The organism is Georgenia sp. SUBG003, from assembly GCF_000715355.2.
Classification (GTDB): domain Bacteria; phylum Actinomycetota; class Actinomycetes; order Actinomycetales; family Actinomycetaceae; genus Georgenia.
Genome location: NZ_CP180204.1, coordinates 19018 through 41195 on the forward strand (window position 1 = coordinate 19018; position 22178 = coordinate 41195).

At 72.7% G+C, this 22178-nt stretch carries 19 protein-coding genes and 3 pseudogenes; 16 read left to right on the plus strand and 6 right to left on the minus strand.

All coding sequences use genetic code 11. The features are described 5' to 3' along the window. Positions 1-19: 19 nt before the first annotated feature. Complete coding sequence (locus tag DA06_RS00100; protein WP_043496390.1) at positions 20-1192, plus strand: L-talarate/galactarate dehydratase; 1173 nt, start codon at positions 20-22, stop codon at positions 1190-1192. Between the two features lie 194 nt (positions 1193-1386). Continuing rightward, on the plus strand, positions 1387-1977 hold the full coding sequence (locus DA06_RS00105; RefSeq protein ID WP_418606663.1) for a dienelactone hydrolase family protein: 591 nt from the start codon (positions 1387-1389) through the stop codon (positions 1975-1977). A gap of 24 nt (positions 1978-2001) precedes the next feature. Here DA06_RS00105 and DA06_RS00110 read toward each other — a convergent pair whose 3' ends face one another. Continuing rightward, entirely contained in the window at positions 2002-2478 is a 477-nt protein-coding gene (locus DA06_RS00110) for a GyrI-like domain-containing protein (protein ID WP_043496435.1), read from the minus strand. Between the two features lie 161 nt (positions 2479-2639). Next, a pseudogene (locus DA06_RS00115) lies at positions 2640-3758 on the minus strand (LLM class F420-dependent oxidoreductase). Positions 3759-3801: 43 nt separating this feature from the next. Here DA06_RS00115 and DA06_RS00120 point away from each other — a divergent pair. The 3 genes from DA06_RS00120 (at position 3802) to DA06_RS00130 (ending at position 6962) form a co-directional block, all read left to right on the plus strand. Continuing rightward, complete coding sequence (locus DA06_RS00120) at positions 3802-4389, plus strand: YdeI/OmpD-associated family protein (protein ID WP_043496408.1); 588 nt, start codon at positions 3802-3804, stop codon at positions 4387-4389. Positions 4390-4753: 364 nt separating this feature from the next. Further along, entirely contained in the window at positions 4754-5488 is a 735-nt protein-coding gene (locus DA06_RS00125) for a GAF and ANTAR domain-containing protein (RefSeq protein WP_052436161.1), read from the plus strand. A 13-nt stretch (positions 5489-5501) separates the two neighbouring features. Beyond that, positions 5502-6962, plus strand: a complete 1461-nt coding sequence (locus DA06_RS00130) for a PP2C family protein-serine/threonine phosphatase (protein WP_052436162.1) — start codon at positions 5502-5504, stop codon at positions 6960-6962. A 61-nt stretch (positions 6963-7023) separates the two neighbouring features. Here DA06_RS00130 and DA06_RS00135 read toward each other — a convergent pair whose 3' ends face one another. From DA06_RS00135 to DA06_RS00145, 3 genes and pseudogenes are all read right to left on the minus strand, one after another. Continuing rightward, positions 7024-8622 (minus strand): ABC transporter permease, encoded by a 1599-nt coding sequence (locus tag DA06_RS00135; RefSeq protein WP_043496411.1) that lies wholly within the window; start codon positions 8620-8622, stop codon positions 7024-7026. A gap of 16 nt (positions 8623-8638) precedes the next feature. Continuing rightward, positions 8639-9546: pseudogene (locus DA06_RS00140) on the minus strand (ATP-binding cassette domain-containing protein). Between the two features lie 134 nt (positions 9547-9680). Beyond that, positions 9681-10604, minus strand: coding sequence for an LLM class F420-dependent oxidoreductase (locus DA06_RS00145; RefSeq protein ID WP_043496413.1), 924 nt, complete (start codon positions 10602-10604; stop codon positions 9681-9683). 66 nt (positions 10605-10670) lie between these two features. On the opposite strand from DA06_RS00145, the pseudogene DA06_RS00150 reads away from it, so the two are divergent. Both DA06_RS00150 and DA06_RS00155 read left to right on the plus strand, forming a co-directional pair. Further along, positions 10671-11102 (plus strand): annotated as a pseudogene (locus DA06_RS00150) (DNA glycosylase AlkZ-like family protein); the annotation flags it as partial. Between the two features lie 22 nt (positions 11103-11124). Next, entirely contained in the window at positions 11125-11733 is a 609-nt protein-coding gene (locus tag DA06_RS00155) for a DNA glycosylase AlkZ-like family protein (protein WP_418606664.1), read from the plus strand. A gap of 1 nt (position 11734) precedes the next feature. Here the strand turns inward: DA06_RS00155 and rbsD are convergent, their stop codons facing one another. Next, positions 11735-12124, minus strand: coding sequence for a D-ribose pyranase (rbsD, locus tag DA06_RS00160; protein ID WP_043496416.1), 390 nt, complete (start codon positions 12122-12124; stop codon positions 11735-11737). Between the two features lie 141 nt (positions 12125-12265). Here rbsD and DA06_RS00165 point away from each other — a divergent pair, with 141 nt between their 5' ends. The 9 genes from DA06_RS00165 (at position 12266) to DA06_RS00205 (ending at position 22158) form a co-directional block, all read left to right on the plus strand. Next, the gene (locus tag DA06_RS00165) at positions 12266-13768 is read left to right on the plus strand and encodes an FGGY family carbohydrate kinase (RefSeq protein ID WP_052436163.1); all 1503 of its coding nucleotides are present in this window, start codon (positions 12266-12268) and stop codon (positions 13766-13768) included. Next, positions 13765-14436 carry a DUF2291 domain-containing protein gene (locus DA06_RS00170; protein WP_052436164.1) on the plus strand — a complete coding sequence of 224 codons (672 nt, stop codon included), beginning with the start codon at positions 13765-13767 and terminating at the stop codon, positions 14434-14436. Before DA06_RS00165 ends, DA06_RS00170 begins: the two co-directional genes overlap by 4 nt. Beyond that, positions 14429-15997, plus strand: coding sequence for a sugar ABC transporter ATP-binding protein (locus DA06_RS00175; RefSeq protein ID WP_043496417.1), 1569 nt, complete (start codon positions 14429-14431; stop codon positions 15995-15997). Before DA06_RS00170 ends, DA06_RS00175 begins: the two co-directional genes overlap by 8 nt. A 2-nt stretch (positions 15998-15999) precedes the next feature. Next, positions 16000-17112 (plus strand): ABC transporter permease subunit, encoded by a 1113-nt coding sequence (locus DA06_RS00180; protein ID WP_043496421.1) that lies wholly within the window; start codon positions 16000-16002, stop codon positions 17110-17112. 40 nt (positions 17113-17152) lie between these two features. Continuing rightward, positions 17153-18157, plus strand: a complete 1005-nt coding sequence (locus tag DA06_RS00185) for a D-ribose ABC transporter substrate-binding protein (protein WP_043496423.1) — start codon at positions 17153-17155, stop codon at positions 18155-18157. A gap of 81 nt (positions 18158-18238) precedes the next feature. After that, on the plus strand, positions 18239-19237 hold the full coding sequence (locus tag DA06_RS00190) for a sugar phosphate isomerase/epimerase family protein (RefSeq protein WP_043496425.1): 999 nt from the start codon (positions 18239-18241) through the stop codon (positions 19235-19237). A 77-nt stretch (positions 19238-19314) separates the two neighbouring features. Next, positions 19315-20124 carry a transketolase gene (locus DA06_RS00195; protein WP_418606665.1) on the plus strand — a complete coding sequence of 270 codons (810 nt, stop codon included), beginning with the start codon at positions 19315-19317 and terminating at the stop codon, positions 20122-20124. Further along, positions 20121-21080: a transketolase family protein gene (locus DA06_RS00200; protein ID WP_043496429.1), complete on the plus strand. Its 960-nt coding sequence runs from the start codon at positions 20121-20123 to the stop codon at positions 21078-21080. Before DA06_RS00195 ends, DA06_RS00200 begins: the two co-directional genes overlap by 4 nt. A gap of 145 nt (positions 21081-21225) precedes the next feature. Then, positions 21226-22158, plus strand: a complete 933-nt coding sequence (locus DA06_RS00205; protein WP_052436165.1) for a sugar-binding domain-containing protein — start codon at positions 21226-21228, stop codon at positions 22156-22158. The last annotated feature ends 20 nt before the right edge of the window (positions 22159-22178 follow it).

Below are 22178 nucleotides of genomic sequence, written 5' to 3' on the forward strand. Positions count from 1 at the left end.
CACGTCACGAAGGAGTGCCATGACCGCCGCAGCCCCCGCGCCGTCCCACCCGGCCGCCGGCTCGCCCGTGCTCGACCGGATCGAGTCGGTGACCCTGTCCTCGGTCACCCTGCCGCTCACCGCGGCCATCAGCGACGCCAAGGTGCTCACCGGGCGCCAGCGGCCGATGACCGAGGTGGCGTTCCTCTTCGCCGAGATCCGCACCGAGGCCGGTCACGAAGGTGTCGGGTTCAGCTACTCCAAGCGGGCGGGCGGACCGGCCCAGTTCGCCCACGCCCGCGAGGTGGCACCCGACCTCCTCGGGGAGGACCCCAGCGACATCGCCAGGCTGTGGACGAAGCTCGTGTGGTCCGGCGCCTCCGTGGGACGCAGCGGCGCCGCCACCCAGGCGATCGCGGCGATCGACGTCGCTCTGTGGGACCTCAAGGCCAAGCGGGCCGGACTGCCCCTCGCCAAGCTGCTCGGGGCCCACCGGGACTCCGTGCGCTGCTACAACACCTCCGGCGGGTTCCTGCACGAACCGCTCGAGCAGGTCCTCGACAACGCGACCCGCACGCTCGCCGAGGGGATCGGCGGCATCAAGATCAAGGTCGGGCAGCCCGACTCGGCCGAGGACCTGCGCCGCGTGCGGGCGGTGCGGGAGCACATCGGCGACGTCCCGCTCATGGTCGACGCCAACCAGCAGTGGGACCGGCCCACCGCCCAGCGCGTCGGCCGGGCGCTGGAGGAGTTCGGCCTCGTGTGGATCGAGGAACCCCTCGACGCCTACGACGCCGAGGGGCACGCGCAGCTCGCCCGCTCGCTCGACACCGCGATCGCCACCGGCGAGATGCTCACCAGCGTCGCCGAGCACTACGAGCTGATCCGCCAGGGCGCCGTCGACATCATCCAGCCCGACGCCCCGCGCATCGGCGGCATCACGCAGTTTTTGCGGCTGGCCACCCTGGCGGAGCACCGCAACCTCCAGCTGGCGCCGCACTTCGCGATGGAGATCCACCTCCACCTGGCGGCCGCCTACCCGCACGAGCCCTGGGTGGAGCACTTCGACTGGCTCCACCCCCTCTTCTACGAGCGCCTGGAGATCCGGGACGGCCGCATGCACCTGTCCGACCGGCCCGGCCTGGGCATCACGCTCAGCGACCAGGCGCGGGCCTGGACCGTGGACACCGCCCACGTCGGCCCGACCCGCTGACCCTGACCGACACCAGCACAGGAGCACCGCATGTCCGCAGTCTCGAGCACCGACCCCCGCACGGGGACCGTCGTCGAGGAGGTCGCCGAGGAGACCACCACGGCCGAGGTCGACCGGGCCTGCCGGGCCGCCCTGGCCGCCGCGCCCGCGCTGGCCGCCCCGTCGGCCGGGCGACCCTGGACGCCGACCTCATCGTGCCGGTCGGGGCACGCTCCGTCGTCGTCTTCGCGCACGGCTCGGGCGGCAGCCGCCGCAGCCCGCGGAACCGGCACGTCGCGGCGGCGCTCGCCCGGGCCGGGCACGCGACGCTGCTGATGGACCTGCTCACCGCGGAGGAGGAGCGCGTCGACCTGCGCACCCGCGAGCTCCGCTTCGACATCGGCCTTCTCGCCACCCGCCTGACCGGCGCGGTGGACTGGTGGACGGCGGAGCACGGCACCGAGCTGCCCGTCGTCACCTTCGGCGCCAGCACAGGTGCGGCCGCCGCGCTGGTCACCGCGGCGGAACGCTCCGCCATCGTCGGGGTGGTCGCCCGCGGCGGGCGGCCGGACCTGGCGGGCAGCGCGCTGGCGCGGGTGGACGTGCCCGTCCTCCTCGTCGTCGGCGGTCTCGACCACCAGGTGCTCGAGCTGAACCGGCAGGCCGCCGGGGCGATCCGCGGACCGGTCGAGATCGCCGTCGTCCCGGGGGCCACGCACCTGTTCGAGGAGCCCGGCACGCTCGACGAGGTGGTCCGGCTGACCGTCGCCGCACTGGACCGGTGGGTGGGGCCGCGGTCCGCCTGACGCCGCCGGTGCCCCGCGCGGTGGCTACGGCTCGACCTGCGGCCCCGAGACGGGGAAGACCACGCGGGTGCGCCAGGTCCCGGGGTCCGGGTCGGACTCGGGGCCGGCCTCGTAGATCTCCCACGACTGGTCCAGCCGCTGGAGCTCGTGCTCGGCCATCCAGCGCTCCACCGCCACGTAGGTCTCCGGGAGACTGTCGTACGCGCCCTCGTGGACGGTCTCGACGGCGCGGGCCGCCGGCAGGGTCTCGCCCTGCACGTCCCCCGACCCGGGGAACGGCTCGCTGACCGGGAAGCCGATCTCGACGTCGACCGTCTCGCCGATGTCGCCGTGGTAGCGCGCGTACGGCGCGCCGGCGGGCGCGACGCCCGCCGACTGCAGCGCCTGGAGCACCTCCTGGAAGCGGGTGTCGAAGATGGTGGTGATCTCGTCCATGCGGATCCGCTGGCGCACGCCGGCCACGGACTGCTCCTGGAGCTCGATGAGGTGGATGTCGCCCATGATCATCTCCTTCGTCGTGCCCCGATCGTGCCGTGCCCCGGACGTCCGGTCCAGTGCGGATGGTCCCGCACCGGTCCGGCAGGGCAGGCAGTCCTGTGTGGACGGGGCGCGGGCGCAGCTTGCTCGCCGGCGTCGCGGCCCGCGGCGACGGCGAGGAGGCCTCAGTCCCGGAGCGCCCTGACGACGGCGGGCAGGATCCGCGGGTCGGTCTGGATGATGAGCGTGGTGACGACGCTGGCCTCCCACGCGGCGAGCTGGTCACGCAGCTGCACCGGGTTGCCGGCGAGGGCGACGTCGAGCACGAGCTCCGTGGGGACGGCGGCCGCGGCGCCCCGCCGGTCGCCGTCGGACCAGCGCCGCGCGATCTCCGCGCACGCCGCCTCGTACCCCAGACGTTCGACGGCCTCACGGTGGAAGTTCGTCGACTCCGAGCCCATCCCGCCGATGTAGAGGGCGAAGTGCGGGCGCAGGGCGTCGGCGGCCTCCTCGACGTCCCCTCCGAGCGACACCGGAACCGCGGCCGAGACCTCGAACGCGGACGACGGCGAACGCTCCGGCGGCCGGCGGGCGAACCCGGCCGTGAGGTGCTCGGCGTAGGTGCCGGACAGGCGGGGGGGAGAACAGGAACGGCAGCCACCCGTCGGCGATCTCCGCGGCCAGGGCGGTGTTCCTCGGCCCCTGCGCCGCGAGGTGGATCGGGAGGTCGGCGCGCAGCGGGTGGATCGTCGGTCGCAGCGCCTTGCCCTGCCCGGTGCCGCCGCGCAGGGGCAGCTGGTAGTGGGCGCCGTCGAGCCGGACGGGCTCCTCGCGGCGCAGCACCTGGCGGACGATGTCGACGTACTCGCGCGTCCGTTCGAGCGGGCGAGGATAGGGCTGGCCGTACCAGCCTCGACCACCTGCGGCCCCGAGGCGCCCAGGCCGAGGACGAACCGTCCGCCGGAGAGGTGGTCGAGGGTCATGGCGGCCATCGCCGTCGCCGTGGGGGTGCGGGCCGACATCTGCGCCACCGCCGTGCCGAGCCGGACCCGACGGGTGCTCGCGCCCCACCAGGCCAGCGGGGTCAGCGCGTCCGAGCCGTACGCCTCGGCGGTCCACACGGAGTCGAGCCCCAGGCCGTCCGCGGCGGCGACCGCCTCCGCCGCGCCCGCTGGCGGCCCGGCCGACCAGTAGCCGGTGGAGAACCCGAGGCGCACGGGCGGGGCGTCGTCGTCCATGGCGAGCATCATGCCGGACACCCCCTCCCGCCCCCGCGAGATGTCATCTTCTCCGCCAGACGTCATGATCTCTGAGCATCGATGAACCGACGTCTCGTGGGGAGTGCGGATGGCAGAGGACGAGTTGCTCCTGCCCGACGCCGCCGCCTGGCGCGCCTGGCTGCAGGAGAACCACGCCTCCAGCGACGGCGTCTGGCTCGTCGTCGGAAAGAAGAACGGGACGACGACGGCGCTGACCTACGAGCCGGCCGTCCTCGAGGCGCTCTGCTTCGGCTGGATCGACGGGCAGGCGCGGCGGAGGGACGACGACACCTACTCGCAGCGGATGACTCCGCGACGGCCCCGGAGCCCGTGGTCCGAGAGCAACATCGCACGTGTCGGCCGCCTCGAGCAGGAAGGCCGGATGACGGAGGCCGGCCGGGCGGCGGTCAGGGCCGCGCAGGCCGACGGGCGGTGGGAGCGGCCCGCGGGCGGGGTCCACGACGTGGCGCCGCCGCCCGACCTCCTCGACGCGCTCGCGGCCGAGCCCCGCGCGCACGCGATGTTCGAGGTGCTCACCCGCTCGAACCGGAACGCCGTCGTCCACCAGGTGCTCGACGCCAGGCGGCCCGAGACCCGGGCGCGGCGGATCGAGAAGTACGTCGGGATGCTCGCGCGCGGAGAGACCCCGATGCCGCAGAAGCGCCGGCCGGAGTGACCGTGACCGCGGTCGGTCGGTGCCAGGGCGCCTGACGTGCGGTTCTCCCGTGCCGAGGATGCCACGCCCGCACGCTCCGGACGGCGACCCAGGGCCTCCGCGCCAGAGGCGGGGGGCGGGGTCCGCGGCTACCCTGGAAGGAGCCTTGGTGCTCTACCTCCGGGTTGTCCCTCGGGTCAGTCGCCGCTCGTCGATGTAAGCGGAAGAGGTCCACAGATGTCTCACCCAGACCCGTTCGCCGACCGCCCGGGCCGGGGGTCGCGTGACCGGGCAGCCGGACGGCGTGGCGCCGGGGCGCACGGCACTGCCGACAGGTGCACGACCACGGCGAGGTCCGTCGTCCGCAAGGTGCGGTGGCTCTGAGGTGGACACTCACCTGACCGGCCAGCTGCCGCTCGCGAACGAGCTTGCCGCGGTTTTCGCCCGCATGTCTGGGCTCCTGCCCACGGTCCACACCTTGCGCACAGCCATGGAGCTGGTCACCTCGCTCGCCGCGGAGGTGCTCCCCGGCACCGCTGGGGCAGGGATCTCGCTGATGGACGCGCGCGGCAGGCGCGCGACGGCCGCGGCCACGGACGTGGTGGTGGAGCGCGCCGACGCCTTGCAGTACGACCTGGGAGAGGGGCCGTGCCTGACGGCGTGGGAGCAGCACAGCACGGTCCGGATGGACGACGTCGCCCTGGAGGACCGGTGGCCGCGGTGGACCGCCGCGGTGGCCGGCACGGGCCTGACGTCCTGCGTGAGCACCGCCCTCGTCGCCGGTGACACCGGTCTGGGCGCCATCAAGGTCTACTCGGCGGAGCCGGAGAACTTCGGGCCGGGCAGCGAGTACGTGATGCAGATGTTCGCCGCTCAGGCCGCGACGCTCGTCGGCGAGGCACGGGGCGCCGAGCGGGCACGGGAGGTCTCGGACGACCTTCGGGCCATGGTGCGCCAGCGGGACGTCGTCTCCCTGGCCAAGGGCATCCTGATGGACCGTGAGCGGGTCGGCGAGGAGGACGCGTTCGTCATGCTGATCGCCTCGGCGCAGGACAGGCGCGTGAGCGTGCACGAGGCGGCCGAGGCCATCGTCCGGTCGACGCCGCGCCGGCGTCGGTGACCAGAGGGACGTCATGAGCGCGCAGGGCGGTGACGAGCAGCTGCAGACGCTGCAGCGGCTGCTGGCCCGGTCGGGGACGGCGGTCGAGGCCCTCTGGATGCGGTACTTCCAGCTCGGCGGGACGGCCGGACCGGTCGAGGTGGAGGCCTACGTCGCAGGTCTGGGCTCGCTCCCGGCCCTGGACCGGGACGTCCTCGCCGCCGCCTTCAACGAGCTTCTGGACGAGCAGGCACCGCCGGAGAGGGTGCCGTACAGCAGGAAGGTGCGGCAGCCGACCCCGCAGAGCGGCCCCCTGGGCGCACTCGTCTCGGCCCTGGCCGGCATGCACCTGGCGCCGCCGGAGCGGCTCACGACAGTCACCGCCATGGCCGGCGAGGCGCTGGGCGTCCAGGTCGTGACCTATCTGGTGGACTACGAGCAACGCAGGCTGCACCCGGTGCCCGGCCCCTTCACCGGGTCGCGGGAAGCGCTCGGCGTCGACACCTCCCTGGCCGGCCGGGCGTTCCGGACCCTCGAGACCTTCTCCGCGAGGACCGACGGCGAGGCGAGGCTGTGGGTGCCGCTCCTGGACGGCGTCGAGCGGCTGGGCGCGCTGGAGGTCGTCCTGGGCGATCCGCAGGACGCCGACGACCCGGCTTTCCGCTCGCACCTGACGTGGTTGGCGGCGCTGCTGGGGCACCTCGTCACGGTCACGACCCAGTACGGCGACGGCCTGGACCAGGTCCGGCGTCAGCAGTCGCGGAACGCGGCCGCGGAGCTCGTGTGGCAGTTGCTCCCGCCCACGACGGCGGGCACGGACAAGGTCACGGTCACGGGCATGATCGAGCCCTGCTACACGGTCGGCGGTGACGCCTTCGACTACGCCCTGTCCGAGACGACAGCGCACCTGGCGATCTTCGACGCCACCGGGCACTCCCTCGACTCAGGACTGATCACGGCCACGGCTCTGTCCGCGTACCGGGCGGCGCGCCGCGACGGCAGATCTCTCTTCGACCAGGCCATGGCGGTCGACGACGTGATCGGCACCGACGTGCAGACCGGCCGCCTGGTCACCTCGGTGCTCGCCGAGCTCGACCTGGCGACGGGGCGGCTCCGCTACATCAGCGCCGGCCACCCCTACCCGCTGGTGGTCCGCCGCGGGAAGGTGGTGAAGATGCTCGACAAGGGCAGGCGCCCCATCTTCGGGCTGCCCACGCGGGACCTCGCGGTGGCGGAGGAGGTCCTCGAGCCGGACGACTGGCTGGTGCTCTACACGGACGGAATCACGGAGGCCCGCGGAGAGGACGGCTCGTTCTTCGGAGCCGACCGGCTGGAGGGCTTCCTCGAACGAGAGACCGGCGCCGGTCACCCGCCGCCGGAGATGGTGCGGCGCCTGGTCCACCGGGTCATGGACCACCAGCAGGGGGTCCTTCAGGACGACGCCACCGTCCTGGTCGCCAGGTGGAGCGACCTCACCGCACAGCTCACGCCGTGAGCCGGTCGGCCCGGACGCCGCCGTGCTCGTGGTCACCGGTCGGCCAGGGCAGCAGGCCGGGTCAGACGTCCAGGTCGCGCCGTCGGTAGCGCGCCAGACCGAGCACCACGAGGCCGGCGGCGATGACCGTGGTGACCAGGACCGGGGTCCAGCGCATCGCCTCGACGGGTAGTTGCGGAAGCTGCGCGAAGGGTGTCAGCTCGAGGAGCCAGTCAGGCAGACTCAGCAACGCGCCGATCCACGTGACGACCAGCGACCAGCCGACCACCAGCCAGGCCAGCCAACCGAGGTGCGGTGCCAGGCCGAGCAGCAGCATCCCGAGACCGACCACCAGCCAGACTCCCGGGAGCAGGGCCGCGGCTCCCGCGACGACGTCGCCCACCACGCCGAGGTCGCTGTCCGAGACCGCCTGCGGCAGCGCCATCAGGGCCCCGCCCACCAGCAGCAGCACGGTGGGAACCACGACCGCGAGCAGCAGGTGCGAGCCCGCGAACCCGGTGCGCCGCACGGCGGCGGAGAGCAGCACCTCCGCGTGGCCGGCGGTCTCCTCCTGGTGCAGCCGGCCCAGCAGCTGCAGGCCGAGCGCCGCGACCACCAGCACCACGATGCTGAGCATCGCCACGTAGAACCCCTGGGTGAGCTGCTCGGCGCCGGCCCCCATGCGGCGCAGGACCAGCTCCAGCCGCGGCACGTCCCGGAACATCGAGGAGAAGCTCGTGGTCAGGGACCCGATGGCCACCGAGAACACCACCAGCCCCACCGTCCAGCCGAGGACGGTGCCGCGCTGCAGCCGCCACGCCAGCCCCGCGGGGGAGGACAGCAGCGCCCCCGCCCGGCCCCGCCCGGGCCTCGCCGGCCAGGGGCCGGAGCCGTGGTCGCGGTGCGCCTCCAGCCACGCCGCCGACGCCACGAGCACGGCGGTGAGCGCGGCGGGCAGGAGGAGGACCCACCAACGCTCCCCGGCGTACGGCCGGGCGAGTGCCATCCACTCGACCGGCGAGACCCACTGCAGCGCCCGCAGCGGGCTGTCGCTCGCCACGCCGTCGGCCAGCGCGCGAAGCAGGTAGGCCGCACCGAGCACGGCCAGTGCGATCCCCCGTGCGGCGCGCGCCGAGCTCGTCAGCTGCGCGCTGAGCGCGCCGACACCCACGAACACCGCCGCGGTCAGCGCCATCCCCAGCCCGAACGCGACCGACCCCGCCGCGTCGGTCCCGACGCCGACCATGCCCACCGCGACCAGCACCCCGAGCAGTGCGCACGCCGCCAGCCCGAGCAGGACCGCCGCGGCCAGGGGGACGTGACGGCCCACGACGCCGGAGCGGACCAGCTCCGTGCGGCCCGCCTCCTCGTCGCCGCGGGTCAGCCGGATCGTCGCGAGGATCGCCATCAGCCCGGCGACGGTGGCGACGAAGGTGCCCACGCGCCACACCGTGAACCCGCCCGGTTCCACCAGCGAGAACGGCGGGCCGAGCATCGCGCGCATCGTCGGGTTCCTGGACAGCCCCTCGATGACCAGGCCGGCCTGCGCCGGGTCCGGGATCACCTGCTCGTACGCGGCGGCCGTCGCGGGCACGACGACGAACAGCCCGAGCAGCCATACGGCCAGGTACAGGCGGTTGCGCCGGGCGCCGAGGCGCAGCAGGGTGCCGAGGCCGTTCATCGGGGTTCCCGGTGCCTCATCGCGCCACCGCGTCCCGCCGCGCGGGTGCGTCCTGGTAGTGGCGCAGGAACAGCTCCTCCAGCGTCGGCGGGCTGGACGAGAGGGTGAGCACCCCGAGGGCGCCGAGCCGGGCGACCAGCCCGGCCAGCGCGGCGTCGTCGACCTGGCACGCGAGCCGGTGACCGTCGACGACGGCGTCGTGCACGCCCGGGAGCCGAACGAGCTCGTCCGGGACGGGGCCGGGCAGGTCGGCGACGACCTGGGTGCGCGTGAGGTGACGCAGCTGGGTCAGCGTGCCGCTCTCCACCACCCGGCCGGAGCGCACGATGCTGACGCGGTCGCACAGGTGCTCCACCTCGGAGAGGATGTGGCTGCTCAGCAGCACGGTGCACCTGCCGCGGCGCTCGTCGACCACCTGGCGGAACTCGGCCTCCATGAGCGGGTCGAGGCCGGCGGTGGGCTCGTCGAGCAGCAGCAGCTCGACGTCGGACGCCAGCGCGGCCACGAGCGCCACCTTCTGCCGGTTGCCCTTGGAGTAGGCGGAGCCCCGCTTGGTCGGGTCGAGCTCGAAGCGCTCGACCAGCGCGTCGCGCCGAGCCCGGTCCAGGCCGCCGCGCAGCCGGCCGAGCAGGTCGATGACCTCGCCGCCGGTGAGGTTCGGCCACAGCGCCACGTCGCCCGGCACGTAGGCCAGGCGCCGGTGCAGCTCGGGCGCTGCGTCCAGGGGTCGCCGCCGAGCAGCCGGGCCGAGCCCGAGTCGGCGCGCAGCAGCCCGAGGAGGATGCGGATGGTGGTCGACTTGCCGGCACCGTTCGGGCCGAGCAGGCCGTGCACCTCCCCCTCGGCCACGTCGAGGTCCAGACCGTCGAGCGCGACGGTCGACCCGAACCGCTTGACCACGTCCCGCACGGCGACGGCGCCCATGTCGCCGACGCTACTCCGGGCGCACCGCCGCTACCGGGACTTCGTTCTCACCACTTCGGGACCGCAGCCCCGGACGCCGGACCGGACGTCCGGACCGGCGTCCGGGCCGGGCGTCCGGGCCGGACGCCGATCACCTACCCGAGCTTCGCCATGACCTCCGAGGCGATGAGGTCCAGGTGCTCGAGGTCGGTGATGTCGAGGCACTGCAGGTACACGCGGGTCACGCCGATCTCGGCGAGGGCGGCGATGCCGTCGAGGACCTCCGCGGGGCTGCCGGCGAGGCCGTGCTCGCGCAGCTCCGCGGGCTCGCGGCCGATCGCGTCGGCCCGGCGCTGCACCTCGGCCTCGTCGGAGCCGACGCAGGCGACGAACGCGATGGAGTAGGTGATCGACCCCGGATCGCGGCCGGCCTCCTCGCAGGCGGCGCGCACGCGGGCGATCTGCGGCGCGATCGCCTCCTTCTCCGGGAACGACTGGTTGTACTCCGAGGCGAAACGGGCGGCCAGGCGCGGGGTGCGGCGGGGGCCGTTGCCGCCGACGATGACGGGGACCGGTGACTGCGCGGGCTTGGGCAGGGCCGGGTTGTGGGCGAGCTGGTAGTGCGCGCCGTCGAAGCTGTAGCGCTCGCCGACCGGCGTGGACCACAGGCCGGTGAGGATCTCGAGCTGCTCCTCGAGCATCCCGAACCGCTTCTCCGGGAACGGGACGCCGAGCATGGCGTGCTCCTCGGCGAACCAGCCGGTACCCAGACCGAGCTCGACGCGGCCGCCGGACATCTGGTCCACCTGTGCCACCTGCACGGCGAGGACGCCGGGGTGGCGGAACGTCGCCGAGGAAACGAGGGTCCCGAGCCGGATCCGGGAGGTCTCGCGGGCGAGACCGGCCAGCGTGGTCCAGGCGTCCGTGGGGCCGGGCAGCGGGTCGCCGTCGCCCATGCGCAGGTAGTGGTCCGAGCGGAAGAAGGCGTCGAAGCCGAGCTCCTCGGCCCGCTGGGCCATGGCGAGCTGGTCGTCGTAGGAGGCGCCCTGCTGGGGCTCGGTGAAGATGCGGAGGTCCATGCGCACAACCCTGCCAGCACCCCGGACGCTTCGCCGAGCCGGCCGGTCGGTGGAACGATCGGCACCATGCTGTCCCGGACCGAGGTCGCGCTGCTGCGGCTCGTCGCCCAGCGGGTCGTCGGGCCCAGGCCCGCCGCCGCGACCGAGACCGTCCGTCACCTGTGCGCGCTCCAGGCTCAGGACCTTCCGGCCGCCCTCGCGGCCGTCACGCTCCGCACCGACCCGGCGGACGACGACGGCGTCGTCGGCTCCCTGGACCGGGGCGAGGTGGTCCGGTCCTGGCCCATGCGCGGCACCCTCCACCTCGTCGTGGCCGAGGACCTGCCCTGGATGCTGAGCCTGACCACCGACCGGCTTCTCGCGGGCGCCGCCCGGCGCCGTGCCCAGCTGGGCATCGACGAGGTGATGCTCGACCAAGCCCTCGCCGTCGCGGTCTCGGCGCTGAGCGGTGGCCGGTCCCTCGGCCGGACGGAACTGATGACGCTCTGGGACGAGGCGGGCCTCCTCGGCGTCAGGCAGCGTGGCTACCACCTGCTGTGGAACCTGGCCCAGCGGGGGTTCCTCTGCCTCGGCCCGACGGCGGACGGTGAGCAGCGCATCGTCCTGCTGGACGAGTGGGTCCCGGCGCCACGCCGCCTCGAGCGCGAGGAGGCCCTGGGGGGAGTGGGTTCTGCGGTACTTCCGCGGGCACGGTCCCGCGACGCTCAAGGACTTCGCCTGGTGGACCAAGCTCACGGTCGCCGACGCCCGGGCCGGTCTGGGGCTCGCCAGGCCGCACCTCGAGAGCGTCGAGGTCGACGGCGTCGAGCACCTCATGGACCCCGCCACGCCGGACCTGCTCGCCGAGCACCGCCGCGCTGCCCGCGGGGTGCACCTGCTGCCCGCCTTCGACGAGATGATCCTGGGCTACCGGGACCGGTCGGCCACGTTGCCGCCCGAGCACGCCGACCGGATCGTCCCGGGCGGGAACGGCATCTTCCGGCCGACCGTGGTGGCCGACGGCCGGGCGGTCGGCACGTGGAGGAGGGTCGGCACGGGCGCGCGGAGGAAGATCGAGGCCGAGCCGTTCACGATGTTCACGCGGACCGTCGAGGCCGCCGTGGCGCGCGCCGGCGCGGCCGGCCGCTGACTCAGAACGGGACGCCGCAGCGCAGGATCACGTTGGCGTAGGGCGTCGCCTCGCCCGTGCGCACGAACAGCCGGGCTCGGTGGGACATCGACTTCAGCTCCTCGTGCGTCGTCCAGGCGGGCTCCCCGAAGTGGCGCTCGACGAGGTCCTGCGCCGCCCGGTTCCGCGCACGGGTCTCCTCGGCGAGCGCCGCGACCTCGACCTCCAGCTCCCCGGCGAGGGCACCGAGCACCTGGGCGAAGCTCGGTACGCCGAAGGTGACCGCGAGGTCTACCACCGGGACCGACGGTGGCCGGGGCAGTCCGCAGTCTCCGACCACGACGAGGTCGGTGTGCCCGAGCGACGCGACCGCGCCCGCAAGCGAGTCGTTGAGGATCCCGCGCTTCTTCATCGCAGGGACCGCCCTCCTTCCGGTCGGTCTCGTCCGGGTGTTTCTGACCCGGCCGGTGCGTCGAACTCGTTGACAGAGCCTATCCGTGCGTGCACACTTCCGGTATCGCATTCAGTGTTGAATGAAGATGCAAAGGAAGAGATGACGACGTCCGCCTACCTCGCGATCGACGAGGGCACGACCAACAGCAAGGCGCTGCTTGTCGACGCCTCCGGTCGCGTGCTTGCCTCCGGCAGCGCGGCCGTCGGGCTGAGGAACCCTGCGCCCTCGCACTTCGAGCAGGACGGCGAGCAGATCTGGGCGGCGACCCAGGCCGCCGTGGCGGAGTGCCTCGCCAAGCTGCCCGACGTCGCACCCGCAGCGCTCGCCATCTCCAACCAGCGCGAGTCCGTCGTCGCGTGGAGCCGGTCCACCGGCGAGGTGCTCGGCCCGGTGATCGGGTGGCAGGACGGGCGCACGGCGGAGCGGTGCGCGCACATCGCGACGCCGCAGACCGCCGCTCTGGTCGCCGGCCGCACCGGGCTGCACCTGGACCCGATGTACTCCGCCACCAAGATGGCGTGGCTCCACGACCTCGTCGTCTCGAACGGCCACCGCCCCGGCGACGTCGTCGTCGGGACTCTCGACGCGTTCCTGGTCGCGCGCCTGACCGGCGGCGCGACCGTGCGGTGCGACGCGAGCAACGCCTCGCGGACGCTGCTGTACAACATCCACGACCTCGCGTGGGACGCGGAGCTGTGCGAGCTCTTCGGCGTCCCGATGGAGACTCTGCCGGAGGTGGAACACTCGGACGGGGACTTCGGGACGACGGCGCCCGGCAGTGCCGTCCCCGCGGGTGTTCCGATCGCCGCGGTGCTCGGGGACTCCCACGCCGCGCTCTACGGGCAGGCGTGCGACCGCCCGGGGCTGGGAAAGGTCACGTACGGAACGGGCTCCTCGGTCATGGTGCCCACGTCCGAGTCCGCGCCCGCCGACGGGACGCGCGTCGACACCACCCTCGCGTGGCTCACCGACGGCCCGTTGTACGCACGGGAGGGCAACATCCTCGCCACCGGTGCGGCACTGGAGACCTTCGGGGCGATCCTGGGCCTCCGTCCCGCCGGTCCCGCACTCAGCGCGCTCGCCGAGACCGCGCGGGACAACGGCGGGGTGCAGGTCGTTCCGGCCTTCAGCGGGCTGGCCGCACCTCACTGGGACCGGTCGGCCGTCGGCCTGGTGAGCGGCGTGCGTCGGGACACCACCGCGGCGCACGTGGCCCGCGCGACGGTGGAGAGCACGGCGCACCAGATCGCCGACATCGTCGAGGAGATCGAGCGCGGCGGGGATCCGGTGGACCTGCTGCGCGCCGACGGCGGGGCGAGCGTCAACCCCTTCGTCATGCAGGTCCAGGCGGACCTGATCGGCAGGCCCGTCCACGTGGCCGCGACCGCCGAGCTCTCCGCCGTCGGTGTCGCCAGGCTCGCGATGCACGCGGACGGCTCCGACTCCCACCCCGAAGGCACCCCGACGACCTACACCGTCTACGAACCCGGGCTCTCCACCGCGAGCCGGGAGGAGGCCCGCGCGCAGTGGCGCGAGGCGGTCGACCGGTCGAGCGGGCGGGCTGTGCGCACTGCCGGGCACGACGGAGAGGAACACGCATGAGCAACGACTCGGTCACCACCGAGACCCCCACCCCGCTGTGGCGGCGCAAACCCGTGCTGCTGACGGTCTTCTGGGTGCTGCTGGTCGGCGCGATGATCGCCGGAACGACGTTCGTCAGGCCGGGCGAGGAGCCGGTGGCCGGCGGTGACGAGGTGCTCGACCCCGCCGCGTTCGCCGCGGAGGTCTACGAGCCCGAGGTGGTGCCCTACATCGAGGACAACGCCGTCGAGCTCACGGAGCTGCTGCCCAGGATCGAGGCCGACCCCGACGGGACGGGGGAGGAGCTCGGCAACCGGAACGGGTCCTCGCCCTACAGCTACCCGGTGAAGGTGACCGGCACGGTCGTCGAGGGTGAGTTCGGCGAGGCCGGGCTCGAGGTGCCCGACCTCGGGTCCGACGCCACGGTGGGCGTGCAGACCGGCCCGGTCGTCACCGGGACCGCGATCCGCGACTCGGTCGGCTTCATCACCTTCGACCAGGCGCGGAACCAGATCGAGTTCTCGAACATCGCCACCGAGCTGAACAACCAGGTCAAGGAGTCGGTGCTGTCCAAGACCGACTTCGCCTCGCTGCTCGGCAAGCAGATCACCGTCGTCGGCGCGTTCACCTACGACGATCCGGCGCACGTGACGATCACCCCTGTCGAGATCGGAACCGGCAATGAGTGAGTCCGACGGGCGCCCGGCGACGAGCGGGTCCGACGTCATCATGAGCGCCGAGAGCATCACCAAGGCCTACGGCGCGACCCACGCCCTGAGAGGGGTGGACTTCGAGGTCCGCCGCGGGAAGGTCACGGTGCTCTTCGGCGAGAACGGCGCCGGCAAGTCCACGCTCATGAAGATCATGTCGGGGGTGGAGCGCCCCACCTCGGGCCACCTCCGGCTCCACGGCGAGGAGGTGCACTTCGGCTCCCCGACGGACGCGGTCGCCCGAGGTGTGGCGATCATCCACCAGGAGCTCAACCTCTGCCCGAACCTCTCGGTGGCGGACAACATCTTCATCGGTCGTGAACGCACCCGCCGCGGCGTGCTGGTCGACCAGTCCGGCCAGCGCAGGCTCGCCCAGCAGCTGCTCCAGCGTCTCGAGGAGCCCATCAACCCCAGGACCCTCGTGGGAGACCTCCGTCTCGGGCAGCAGCAGGTCGTCGAGATCGCCCGGGCGCTGGTCGAGGACGCGCGGATCCTCATCATGGACGAGCCCACCTCCGCGCTCTCGGCCAACGAGGTCGCGGTCCTCTTCCGGCTCATCCGCGAGCTCACCGCCGCCGGCGTGTCCATCGTCTACATCTCCCACCACCTCGACGAGTGCCTGGAGATCGGCGACGAGGCCGTCGTCCTGCGGGACGGCTCCGTCGTCGCCCGCGCGCCGATGAAGAGCGTCGACCTCGGCTGGATCGTCACCCAGATGGTCGGCCGCGAGGAGGGAGACCTGTACGCGCCGATCCTCTCCGAACCCGGGGAGCCCGTCCTCGAGGTGCAGGACCTCATCGTCGCCGACCCGAGCAGTCCCGACCGGATCGCGGTCCGCGACCTCTCGCTGACCGTCAGGCGCGGCGAGGTCGTCGGCATCTACGGACTGATGGGTGCCGGACGGACTGAGCTGCTCGAGACCCTCGCCGGGCGCAACAGGCCCATGGGCGGCACCATCCGTCACCGAGGCCGCGACATCACCGGCCGGAGCGTCGCCGGCCGCATCGACGGCGGGGTCATCCTCGTCCCCGAGGACCGTCAGCGCGACGGCCTCGTCCAGTCGATGTCCGTGGGAGGCAACCTCTCCCTGTCCGCGCTGAAGGGCTACCTGCGCGGGCCGTTCCTCAACAGCCGCCTCGAGCGCCGCGCCGTCGACGACGTCGTCCGCGACGTCCGGGTGAAGACCTCCGGACCCGCCGCCCCCATCGGGTCGTTGTCCGGCGGCAACCAGCAGAAGGTCGTCATCGGACGGGCCCTCATGACCACCCCCGACCTCCTGCTCCTGGACGAGCCGACCCGCGGTATCGACGTCGGCGCCAAGGCCGACATCTTCAAGCTGATGGCAGACCAGGCCGCCGCCGGTATCGGTGTCCTGTTCGCCACCTCGGAGGTGGGCGAGGTGCTCCACGCCTCCACCCGCATCCTCGTCATGTCCCGCGGGCGCGTCGTCGCCGAGCTGGACCCCGCCACGACCAACCGCGAGCAGATCCTCGCCGCCTCCGACGAGTCCGTCGGACCGAGCCAGAGAGTAGGAGCCTGACCATGGCCGGAAAGCGCACCGGCACCCCCGCGCGGGGCATCGACATCCTCGGCGGACGGAGCGTGGGGGAGTTCCTCCTCGACCAGCGCGCGTTCATCGCCCTGATCGTCCTCGTCATCGTCTTCTCGCTGCTGACCGACGCCTTCCTCAACCCCAGCAACCTCATCACGATGACCCGGCACGTGGCCTACAACGCGATCCTCGCCCTGGGCATGCTGCTCGTCATCCTCACGGGCGGCATCGACCTCTCGGTGGGTTCCATCGTCGGGCTCTCGGGGATCGTGGCGGGGGTGATGCTCCGGGGCATGGAGCTCTCGCTGTTCGACGTCACGGCCTACCCGGCCGTCTGGGTCGTCATCGTGACGGCGCTCATCGTCGGCGGCGGCGTCGGCTGGCTGAACGGGCTGCTCATCACAAGATTCGGGGTGGCGCCGTTCATCGCCACCCTGGGCACGCTGTACATGGCGCGCGGTGCGGCGCTCCTGATCTCCGACGGCTCGACCTTCCCGAACCTCCGCGGCAACCCCGAGCTGGGCAACACCGGCTTCGCCTTCCTCGGGACCGGACGGCCGCTCGGGATCCCCACTGCGATCTGGATCATGATCGCCTTCGCGGCCGTCATCTGGTTCGTCGTGACCAAGACCCCGTTCGGCCGCTGGCTCTACGCCACCGGCGGGAACGCCCGCGCCGCCGCCCTGGCCGGCGTGCCCGTGCGCAAGGTGACGTCGCGCGTGTACATCATCTCCGGCGTCTGCGCCGCGATGGCGGGCCTGATCATCGCCTCCGAGCTCACCTCCGCCGCGCCGCAGGCCGGCAACGCGTTCGAGCTCAACGCCATCGCCGCCGTCGTCATCGGCGGTGCCTCGCTCGCCGGCGGCCGCGGCACGGTCAAGGGGGCCCTCATCGGCGCCTTCGTCATCGGCTTCCTCTCCGACGGCCTCGTCCTCGTCGGAGTCTCGTCCTTCTGGCAGATCCTCATCAAGGGCCTCGTCATCGTGCTCGCGGTCATGCTCGACCAGGGCCAGGAGAGGCTGAAGAAGGCGCGCGCGGCCGCCATGGCCGCGCAGAGCGTCAAGCGCGAGGCGGCGGCCCGCCCCCAACCCGCAAGTGTCTGAAAGCAACGTCCCCACCCATCGACCAACGGAGGTCATCCCCATGTCCCGTCGATTCACCCGTACTGCGGCCGCCGCGCTCGCGGCCTCGGCCAGCCTGTTCCTCGCCGCCTGCGGCGGAGGGTCCGACGGCGGAACCGCCCCGGAGACGACCGCGGCCGCCGGCGGCGGCGGCGAGGCCGGCGGTCTCATCGCCGTCATCACGCCGTCCCACTCGAACCCGTTCTTCAAGGCGGAGGCCGACGCCGCCGTCGCCAAGGCCGAGGAGCTCGGCTACGAGACGACGAGCGACTCCCACGACGACGACCCCAACAAGCAGAGCGAGCTGATCGACTCGGCGATCTCGCGCGAGGCGGCCGCCATCATCCTCGACAACGCCGGCGCGGACTCCACGATCGGCCCGGTGCAGAAGGCCGTGGACGCCGGCATCCCGGTGTTCCTCATCGACCGCGAGATCAACGAGACCGGCATCGCCACGTCCCAGATCGTCGCCAACAACTCCCAGGGCGCCGGCCTGGTGGCGGAGGCGTTCGCCACCGCGCTCGAGGGCCAGGGCACCTACATCGAGCTCACGGGCCGCGAGACCGACACGAACGCCCAGGTCAGGTCGGAGGCCTTCCACTCCGTCCTCGACCAGTTCGAGGGGCTGGAGATGGTGGCCCAGGAGACCGCCAACTGGGACCAGCAGGAGGCCTTCACCAAGATGGAGACCCTGCTGCAGCAGCACCCCGACGTCACCGGCGTCATCGCGGGCAACGACACGATGGCCCTCGGCGCCGTGGCCGCCGTCGACGCGGCCGGGCTGACCGGCAAGGTCACGGTCGCCGGCTTCGACGGCAGCCCCGACGCCGTGGAGGCCATCAAGGCCGGCACCCTGCTCGCCACCGGGCTGCAGCCCGCCGTCCAGATCTCCGAGATGGCGGTGGAGCAGGCCGACGCCTTCATCCGGGAAGGCGAGACCGGCCAGCCGGAGAAGCAGTCCGTGGACTGCATCCTCATCAACGCCGACAACGCCGACCAGTACACGCTCTTCGCCATGGAGGGCTGACCCTCCCCGGAGGAGGCGGCACCGCCGCCTCCTCCCCCCCGGGGCCCCGCGGCGCGCACCACCACCAAGAGAGAGTTTGAGATGACCACTTACCCCAAGTTCGGTGCCGGCCTGTGGCACTTCGCCACCTACGTCGACCGGTACGCCACCGACGGCTACGGAGAGCCGAGGTCCACGCTCGACATGATCGAGCTGGCCGGCCAGGTCGGCGACCTGTCCTACGTGGACCTGCCCTACCCCTTCACGCCGGGCGTGGGCGTCGACGAGGTCAAGGACGCGCTCGCCGCGCAAGGTCTGGCCGCCGTCGGCATCACCCCCGAGATCTACCTCCGCGACCACGTCAAGGGAGCCTTCACCAACCCCGACGCCGGATCCCGGGCGCGGGCGATGGACATCATGCACGGCGCGGCCGAGATGGTCCGTGCCCTGGGCGCCAACTACGTCAAGCTGTGGCCGGGGCAGGACGGGTTCGACTACCCGTTCCAGGTCGACCACCGCCAGCAGTGGAAGCGCTCCGTCGACGGGCTGCGCGAGCTCGCCGGGGCCCACCCGGACCTGAAGTTCGTCATCGAGTACAAGCCGCGCGAGCCGCGCGTGAAGATGCTCTGGGACTCGGCCGCCACCACGCTGCTCGGCATCCAGGAGACCGGCCGGGACAACATCGGCGTGCTCATGGACTTCGGCCACTCGCTCTTCGGCGGGGAGTCACCGGCGGCAGCCGCCCAGCTGCTCATCGACCACGGCAAGCTCTGGGCGATGGACGTCAACGACAACCTGCGCGGCTGGGACGACGACCTGGTCGTCGGCACCGTCCACATGACCGAGATCTTCGAGTTCTTCTACACGCTCAAGGTCAACAGCTGGGAGGGGGTCTGGCAGCTCGACCAGTTCCCCTTCCGTGAGGACAGCGTCGATGCCGCCCGTACCGCGATCCGGTTCCTGAAGGCGCTCTACCGTGCGCTCGAGAACCTCGACATGGACGGCCTCGCCGCGGCGCAGGAGCGTCACGACGCCATGGCCGCCCAGCGCCTCGTCCAGGACGCGCTCCTGCAGTCGATGGTGCCGTCGGAGGTGAAGTGATGACGGCGCTGGTGCCGCCTCGGGAACGCACGCCGTGGATCGGCCGTATCTCTGCGGACGCGGGCAGGGAGGCGGTCGTGGCGCACCTCGCGGAGGGGGCACGGCAGATCCGGCTGCGGGACCTGCGGATGGTGCACGAGGCCGGACAGGGCCACATCGGCGGGGAGATGTCCATCACCGACGTCCTCGCGACCCTGTACCTGCACGTGCTCAACATCGACCCGGCACGGGTCGACGACCCCGAGCGGGACCGGCTGATCCTGTCCAAGGGCCACGTGGCGGCCGCGCTCTACACGACGCTGGCCGCGGCGGGTCTGCTCGACCCGGAGGAGCTGGGCACCTTCCTGCACCCGCTGTCGAAGCTCAACGGCCACCCCGACCGCAAGAAGGTTGCGGCCGTCGAGGCGAACACGGGCCCGCTCGGGCACGGGCTGCCGATCGCGGTGGGCACGGCGATCGCCGCCCAGATGGACGGCTCGGACCGCAAGACGTACGTGGTGCTCGGTGACGGCGAGCTCCAGGAGGGCTCGAACTGGGAGGCGATGATGACGGCCGGCAACCGCAGGCTCGGCAACCTCGTCGCCGTCGTCGACCGCAACGGGCTGCAGCAGGGCGCCAAGGTCGCCGACACCAACGAGCTGGAGCCTCTGGCGGACAAGGCCCGGGCGTTCGGCTGGGAGGTCGTGGAGGTCGACGGGCACGACCACGCCCAGCTGCTCGACGCCTTCGCCACGGTCCCCGCCCCGTCCGGCCGGCCGACCTTCGTCATCGCCCACACCCACAAGGGCCACCCGATCTCGTTCATGAGCGACCAGGCGGCCTGGCACCACAAGGTCCCGAGCGACGAGCAGGTCGCCGTGGCCACGACCGAGCTGGAGGAAGCATGAGCGCCGTCGCCCAGGAGACGCTGCACGACTGCCGCGACGCCTACGTCGAGGCCCTGCTGGAGGCGGCGGAGTACGACGAGCGGATCGTCGTCGTCGTCAACGACTCCGTGGGGTCGAGCAAGCTCGCCCCCTTCGCCGAGCGGTTCCCCGACCGGATGGTCAACGTCGGCATCGCCGAGCAGGACATGGTCGGGATCGCCGCGGGCCTCGCCAACGGCGGCAAGATCCCGTTCGTCTCCGGAGCCGCGTGCTTCCTGACGGCGCGCGCCATGGAGCAGGTCAAGGTCGACGCCGCCTACGCGCAGAACAACATCAAGCTCTGCGGGATGAGCCCGGGCATGGCCTACGGCCAGCTCGGGCCCACCCACCACTCCATCGAGGACCTCGCGTGGCTCCGGGCGATCCCGGACCTCGCCGTCGTCGTCCCCGCCGACTCGGTGGAGACGGCCCAGGCGATCGCCTGGGCGGCGCGCCACCAGGGGCCGGTGTTCGTCCGGGTGAGCCGGATGGGCGTGCCCGACGTCAACCCGTCCGGCTACCGGTTCGAGCCCGGCAAGGCGGTCCTGCTCCGGGAGGGTGCGGACGTCACTCTCATGGCCAACGGCACCGTCGTGAGCCGTGCGCTGCGGGCGGCGGATCTGCTGGCCGAGGAGGGGATCGGTGCCCGGGTGCTGTCGGTCCCGTCGATCAAGCCGCTCGACGTCGACGCGATCGTCGCCGCGGCGCGGGAGACCGGTGCCATCGTCACGGCGGAGGAGGCGACGGTGAACGGCGGTCTGGGCGGCGCGGTCGCCGAGGTCGTCGTCGAGCACCATCCCGTGCCGGTCCGCCGCGTCGGGGTGCCCGACACCTTCGCCCCCACGGGCTCGGCCGGCTGGTTGATGGACCACTTCGGCATCAGCGCCGCTGGCATCGCCCAGGCGGCGAGAGAGACCGTCGCCCGCCGGGACCGATGATGGAAGATGGCCGGCACGGCCGCGCCCACGCCGCGCGCGGCCGTGCAGCCTCGGAAGAGATGGGTGAAGGGTGACCTCGGAAACGACGACCGTCAGGCGCAGCCGGCAGCCTGCGAATCTCGTTCGCAACGAACACCTGCGGCTGATGGCCCGCGTGGCGCGGCTCTACCACGAGCGAGGGATGCGCCAGTCGGAGATCGCCGCCGAGCTGCACATCTCCCAGCCCCGGGTCTCTCGGCTTCTCAAGCAGGCCGTCGAGCTCGGCGTCGTCCGCACGGTCGTCAGCCTTCCGGCGGGCGTCCACACCGACCTCGAGGAGGCGCTCGAGGAGACCTACGGCCTCTCGGAGGCGGTCGTCGCCGACGTCGAGGGCCTCCTGGGCGACTCCGCCGGTGCCATCGGAGCCGCGGCCGCCACTTACCTCGAGACCACGCTGACCGGGCACGACCGCGTCGGGATCTCCTCCTGGAGCGCGTCGCTGCTGTCCGCGATCGAGGTCATGCGTCCCAGCAAGACCCGCGCCGCCGACGCCGTCGTCCAGCTCGTCGGCGGCCTCGGCACCCAGACCGTCCAGGTCCAGGCCACCCGCCTGCTCGAGCGGCTCGCCATGCTCGTGGGCGCGGAGGCGGTCTTCATGCTCACCCCCGCGGTTCTCGGCACCGCCGAGGCCCGCGAGAGCCTCCTGGCGGACCCGACGCTCTCCGACGTGATGGACCACTGGCGCAACCTCACCGTGGCCCTCGTCGGCATCGGTGCGCTGGAGCCTTCCCCGCTGCTGCGCGAGAGCGGCAACACCCTCGCCGAAGCAGACCGGAGGAGGCTGAGCGAGCTCGGTGCCGTCGGGGACGTGTGCCTGCGCTACTTCGACGGCGAGGGCCAGCTCGTCGCCTCCGGGTTCGACGATCGCGTCGCCGGCATCACCCCCGATCTGCTCCGCGCCGTCCCGCGCCGGGTGGGGGTCGCCGGCGGGGAGGGCAAGGTCGACGCCGTCCGCGGCGCGATCCTCGGGGGCTGGGTCAATGTCCTGGTCACCGACTCGCGCACCGCCGAGCTGCTGCTGCAGAGGCGCAACGGCTGAGCGCCGCAGGGGGGCTGCGG